Raw genomic sequence first — 6237 nt, forward strand, 5'->3', positions numbered from 1 at the left:
TTGATAATTGATAATTGATAATTGATAATTGATAATTGATAATTGATAATTGATAATTGATAATTGATAATTGATAATTGATAATTGATAATTGATAATTGATAATTGATAATTGATAATTGATAATTGATAATTGGGTGGTGAAGGTGGGGGACTTCAACCTCGGCTCTTTAATAAATTAATTAATAGTTGGAAGTAATCAGTAATAAGTAACATGAAAACCGCATGGATATTTCCTGGGCAAGGATCGCAATTACTCGGCATGGGAGTAGACTTACTAGCCATCGATTCAGCTAAAAAAACATTCGATCGCGCCGCAGAAATCTTGGATTGGTCGGTAGTCGATATTTGTCAAAATGATGAAGTAAAATTAGCAAATACTCGCTATACTCAACCATGTTTGTATGTAATTGAAAGTATTTTAGTAGATTTACTCAAACAACAGGGATTGACTCCCGATGTAGTTGCTGGACATAGTTTAGGTGAATATGTCGCGCTATATACTGCGGGGGTATTTGACTTTGAAACGGGATTGCAACTAGTTAAGCGTCGAGCTGAGTTGATGGCTCTAGCTTCAGAAGGAGGGATGACAGCCTTATTGGGTTTCGATCGAGCGCAACTAGAAGCCGCGATTGCCGATACTCCAGATGTAGTAATTGCTAATGATAATAGTGCCGCTCAAGTAGTAATTTCTGGAACAGCCGCAGGCATCGCTACATTTGTCAGCCAAATTAAAGTTAAACGAGCCATCCCGTTAAATGTCTCTGGTGCTTTTCATTCGCCGATGATGGCGACAGCCGCCACTGATTTTGGGAAGTTACTCGCGGCGATCGATTTTGATGATGCTCAAATCCCCGTACTATCAAATGTGTCACCGATCGCAACTACCAAGGGAAGCGAACTGAAAGAACATCTTAATAGTCAAATTACAGGTTCTGTCCGGTGGCGCGAAATCTCCCTCCAGCTACCCGAATTAGGCATCCAACAAGCGATCGAAGTCGGCCCTGGGAAGGTACTTGGTGGCTTGATTAAACGCACCTGTGAGGGAATTTCGGTGGTACAGGTGGGCACTCGATCGGAGTTGGAATCAATATTGTAATGTCCTCATCGATCGATTAATTTAAGAATCCCCCAAACCATAATTACTAATAGCTCCTAAAGCCTGTAAAGTAGCTTTTTGTGCTGTAGTTAATCCTTGCATTTTGTGGATCTGCATTCCTTGATAGGGACGGCGAGATTTCCAAGTGGCGATACATTTAGCAGCATCTAAGTCCCAAACCTTAATAGTTTCATCTAAGCTACCAGTAAATGCGATAAACTTGGGAGAATCCAGAACTGGAGATCGAATATTACCAACATCTAGAGTATATATTAACCCACTATGCTCGGTCAGGGTATGGAGACATTTACCAGTTTGAATATCCCATACTCTGAGAGATCGATCGACTCCTACACTGATAATAAATCGGTCGTCATCAGTGAATTTTGCATTCAGAATCGGCCCTTGATGACCGTAAAAAGTTTGTAAACATTCGCCTGTTTCCACAGACCAAATTTTAATGGTTTCATCGTAGCTCGCACTAACTAACCACTGACCATCATTACTAAAAGTCACCGACCAAACACTATTACTATGCTCGCCGATATCTCGATAATATTCACCCGTTGACCCCTGGTCTGCCTTCGGCAATCGCGGATTCCAGAGTTTAATAATACCTGCAAATTCACAACTTACCAACAGCTTACCGTCGGGACTAAAATCGGCATAAATTACCGGACTTGTATGTCCTTGCAACGTATTCAAACACGCTCCAGTATCAACGTCCCAAATTTTGATTGTTTGGTCGTAACTAGTACTGGCTAATGTTCGACCATCGGGACTAAAAATCACCCGCCACACCCAACTATGATGACCTCGCAATGTTTTGAGGCAATTACCTACTTGCCAATCCCATAATTTGATGGTGTAGTCAGCACTACCACTGGCTAATAACCGACCATCAGGACTAAAATTAACCGACCAGACTCGATTAGTATGTTCGCGCAAAGTTTGGACGATCTTTTCTCGATCGATACTCCAAATTCTAATCGTAGTATCTTCATTACCACTGGCTAAATAACTCCTATCGGGACTCAATTTAACAGATAAAATCGCATTAGTATGTCCGACGATCGTTTTGATACAGCATCCCCGTTCTAAATCTCAAATTTTAGTATGATTATCATCGCCACCGCTAGCAATTTGGGTACCATTTGGATGAAAAGCAACAGTCCAAATCCGGTTACGATGTCCGAGGAGAGTTTTTACACATTTACCACTATTTGTATCCCAAAGTTTAATAGTTTTATCGAAACTACTGCTCACTAATTGTTGCCCATCTGGACTAAATGCGATCGCACTAACAGGTTGTTGGTGTCCGATTAATGTGTGAAGACATTCTTTCGTATCGACATCCCAAATTTTAATCGATCGATCGTAACTAGCCGTCGCAATCGTTGGCGTAGCCTCTCCATCGGAGAATCGACCGTCAGGACTAAAGGCGACAGACCGCACCCAAGCGGTATGAGCTTCCCATTCAGCCAAACATTTACCCGTCGCCACATCCCACAGCCGCACAGTCAGATCTTCACCACCACTAACTAAAGTACGACCATCGGGACTAAACGCGATCGACCAGACCCGACCCCGATGCCCTACTAAAGTCTGGATTTCGGGACTTAAATTACCTGGAAATGTCCGCCAGAGGCGAATCGTACTATCTTGAGCGGAACTGGCGATAATTTGCCCATCGGGACTAAAGGTGACAGCATTGACTGAAAATGTGTGTCCGGTATATGTCTGCAAACATTCACCCGTGGCGACATCCCACAACTTCACTTGATGGTCATCGCTAGCACTGGCGATCGATCGACCGTCGGGACTAAAAGCGATCGCCCAAGTCCAGTGTTGATGCCCTTGACAATTAGTAAGTTTTGTGTATGTACGAGCATCCCAAATCTGAATATCGCCTTTGGTATCGCTAGTCGCAAAATGTTTGCCATTGGGACTAAAAGCAATCCCAACTACACCGCCAAAGGTTTCGGCGAAGACAGTTTGACTGATGTGGCTCCCTGTAAAATCGACATCGTGTAAAGTCGCATTCAGGAGGTAGGCTTGACGAATCGCCAGGTGCGAAAAATCAAAGCCTTGGAGATCGGTTTTGAGGTGACAAAATAAATTGAGCAGATTTCCCGCCGCATAACCAGCGATTTTGTCGGTTTGGTGACGCAAGGTAGTCAAAATTTTGCTAAGATGCAATTCGAGGTGCGATCGATCGGTAAAATGCGCTAATAATCGATCCACTAACGGCTGTAAAATTAGTTGAATTTGAGCATCTCGCAGGTAATCTTTGGTTTGCGCTTCGATTAAAACATGGGTTCTAAATAGATCCAATTCTTCCGAAATAATTTCCCGTTCGATCTGTCTAATAAACCTTTCGGTGACATACTCCATAATCACGGGTTGTTGAGTCAAACCCCACTCGGTAGTTTCAATTAACGATCGATCTCGGAGTGTTTCTAGTGCTGCTAATAAAATAGGTAGCGTAACTGCGGGGATCGATGCTGCTTGCAATCTGTCTGGAGTAACACCTTCTCGATCGATCGCCAGCCAGTACATCACTTGTTGTTGCAGGACTGATAATCGATCGAACTGTCGATCTATTAACTCCCAAAGATTGCCAAATACAGCAGTACCTTGGGCTAAAAAAGCATGAACATCGCCATTGAATAGGTTTTGAATACTTGTCGCTACTAGTTTTAGAGCTAAGGGATTACCGTCAACATAACTAATCAGATTGTGCTGCTCAATAAGTGGTGCTGCGATTCCTTTATCAAGGAGCAGATGTTGAGCGGCGGTGCTGTCGAGTCCACTGAGTTGCAACGACCTAACTGGTAGATTAACTCCTTCCCGAAGGCTGATGCCGTTGGGTTTTTCTCTGCTGGTAATCACCAGACAACTCTGATGGCTTTCGCCACTAACCCGCTCAAAAATCTCACCATAGGCTTCATAACCCGCCAAGTAGCAGCCATTTTTAGCACCAGCCTGCAAAATTGATTCAACATTATCAAACACTAGTAAACAGCGTTTTTGTCGTAATTGCTGCATCAATAGATCGATCGAACTCTCCTGTACCTCAGCACCAATCAAAATCGGTAAAATCTCATCCAGCAGATCTTTCGGCTCGATCGCCTGTCGCAAACTTCGCCAGACCACACATTCAAACTGCGACTCCAACTGTTGAGCGAGTCTCACCGAGAGCGCGGTCTTCCCAATCCCACCCCAACCAAAAACTCCCACTACCCGACAACGACTATCGACAATCCACTGTTCGAGCCTTTCTAACTCCGTCACTCTCCCATAGAAGTGGCAAACGTCGATCGCTTCTCCCCAATTCGTAATTGTTAAGGATGTGCGATAACGCTGGAGGATCGCACAGAGATTCCCTTTAGAAACTTTTGCCCCAACGATCGCCGAGAGCGATCTCCACAACTGCGATGCAACTTGTTTGATATATTCCGGATCGTAACCCAATGCTCTCCCGATCTCCTGATAGGAATCGCGATTCCAGACTTTCGAGACGATTTCGGCTTGGAGCGTATTGAGAGATCCGCGTTGATGTTGTTCGAGCAATCGATCGACGATTCTGAGAGCTTCTTGTCCAGTCATTTAGGGTCGATCGCTGCTAAATCGATCGTGAACTAGAAGTAGTATATCTCGATTTGTTGGTGTGAAATTGTAATTTATACGACAGAAGGTTTACACTACCTTACATCGATCCCGATTCAACCAAGCCATAAATCCCAAACCGGAGTTGTATTGCCATTAGCTACCGGTGATTAGCAAGCCATTCAGTCAAATCTACCATCGAACCAAATCGCAACAACGCCTTCGCCAATTCCTGCAACTTATCCACAGATAATCCGGCGATCTCCTGACTTAACTCAGTGGAAACATCACCGAGGTTTTCTGTTAATAGCAACATCACTAATTCTCGCTCACCTTCTATGCGACCCTCTTGGCGACCTCTGGCTTCACCAACTTGTTGAGCTTCTTGAATCTTCTCGATATACAGTGCCGATAGTCTCATGGCTAAATTTCGCTCCTCTGGCTCGATACTTTATTTATTGAGATCGCCATCCAACCAAGCTAATAAATCCTCAATCTTGGCAAAATCTAACAAAGCTTCACCTAGATCCTCCAACCGATCCAGTGATAGAGCCTTCACCAATGTCTCTGCCTCGATCGGCACATTTCCCACTCGTCGAGTCAATTGACGCAGAATTAAAGCCTGTCCTTCTTCTGTTCGACCCTCCTGACGACCAACTTGTTGAGCTTCTTGAATCTTCTCAATATACAGTGCAGATAGTCTCATGGCTAAATTTCGCTCCTCTGGCTCGATACTTTGTTTCGACTCTAGTTCTAGTTTAAGCGATAAAAATAAATCTAAGGCGCTACCTTTATACGGACTATTGGCTGGTAAATTAGCAACTTCACTAATTGCATTTTCTTGTACCGTTCCTTTCCCCATCAACCGAAACCATAATGTTTCAGGGGTGCGGGGTAGTTGATGAATGACGATGATGCTCGTTTGGAGATGAATGGGTAACAAATATACTCCCTGTCCCCATTCCAGATCTGGCACTGCTCCAAATCCAGTCAACGTCGGAGCTGCTAATGTCGGCGTGAGTATCCATAATTGCGGTTTGATTTCGGCGGTATCTGTCTGTTTGAGTCGTTTTCGGTCTCGTGTCAACTCTTGTTGAATCTCAAATAACTTCGCAATACACATCTGGATCTCGCCCACACCAACGGGATTGCGGAAGGGTTCAAAGATGGCTGGTTGAGTAATGCAGCGGGCTAATAAACCGATCTGATGATCGGGCGGAATCGGTTGAGTCGGTTGGAAGTAGATATCTACGGCTTTGGCTTCTGGCTGAACGCTACGTTCGATCTCTACACCACCAAATGGTGTAAGTAGTAATTCAAATAAGTTTTTTGCGAATTCATCGTGGGGAAATTGAGACAGATCGCGCCTGAGACTGCATTGCTAAGACAGCAGTAGCAACAGGTAAAAATAGCGTCAATGGTCGTTCGGGAATTGCCACAAAGCCATTAACTTCATAGAAACGTTTCGCCCCATCATCCAAAGCATGAACCAAAATATAGGCGACCCCAATGCTTTGTGATGCCGTAAT

Annotated in this window: 5 protein-coding genes and 1 pseudogene; 1 reads left to right on the plus strand and 5 read right to left on the minus strand. The window is 44.1% G+C overall.

Annotation, left to right across the window (positions count from 1 at the left end):
* Positions 1 to 214 precede the first annotated feature (214 nt).
* Positions 215 to 1099: an ACP S-malonyltransferase gene (fabD, locus tag ACEW9J_RS06760; RefSeq protein ID WP_373544369.1), complete on the plus strand. Its 885-nt coding sequence runs from the start codon at positions 215 to 217 to the stop codon at positions 1097 to 1099.
* 21 nt (positions 1100 to 1120) lie between these two features.
* Here the strand turns inward: fabD and ACEW9J_RS06765 are convergent, their stop codons facing one another.
* The 5 genes and pseudogenes from ACEW9J_RS06765 to ACEW9J_RS06785 all read right to left on the minus strand — a co-directional run.
* A complete protein-coding gene (locus ACEW9J_RS06765) occupies positions 1121 to 2182 on the minus strand; it encodes a WD40 repeat domain-containing protein (protein ID WP_373544373.1) in 1062 nt (353 codons plus the stop codon).
* 21 nt (positions 2183 to 2203) lie between these two features.
* Complete coding sequence (locus tag ACEW9J_RS06770; protein WP_373544370.1) at positions 2204 to 4708, minus strand: NB-ARC domain-containing protein; 2505 nt, start codon at positions 4706 to 4708, stop codon at positions 2204 to 2206.
* 160 nt (positions 4709 to 4868) lie between these two features.
* A complete protein-coding gene (locus tag ACEW9J_RS06775) occupies positions 4869 to 5129 on the minus strand; it encodes a DUF4351 domain-containing protein (RefSeq protein ID WP_373544371.1) in 261 nt (86 codons plus the stop codon).
* 30 nt (positions 5130 to 5159) lie between these two features.
* Positions 5160 to 5831 carry a DUF4351 domain-containing protein gene (locus ACEW9J_RS06780; RefSeq protein WP_373544372.1) on the minus strand — a complete coding sequence of 224 codons (672 nt, stop codon included), beginning with the start codon at positions 5829 to 5831 and terminating at the stop codon, positions 5160 to 5162.
* Positions 5832 to 6045: 214 nt separating this feature from the next.
* Positions 6046 to 6237: pseudogene (locus ACEW9J_RS06785) on the minus strand (hypothetical protein); the annotation flags it as partial.

Origin of the sequence: Chamaesiphon sp. (genome assembly GCF_041737865.1) — a bacterium.
Lineage (GTDB): Bacteria > Cyanobacteriota > Cyanobacteriia > Cyanobacteriales > Chamaesiphonaceae > Chamaesiphon.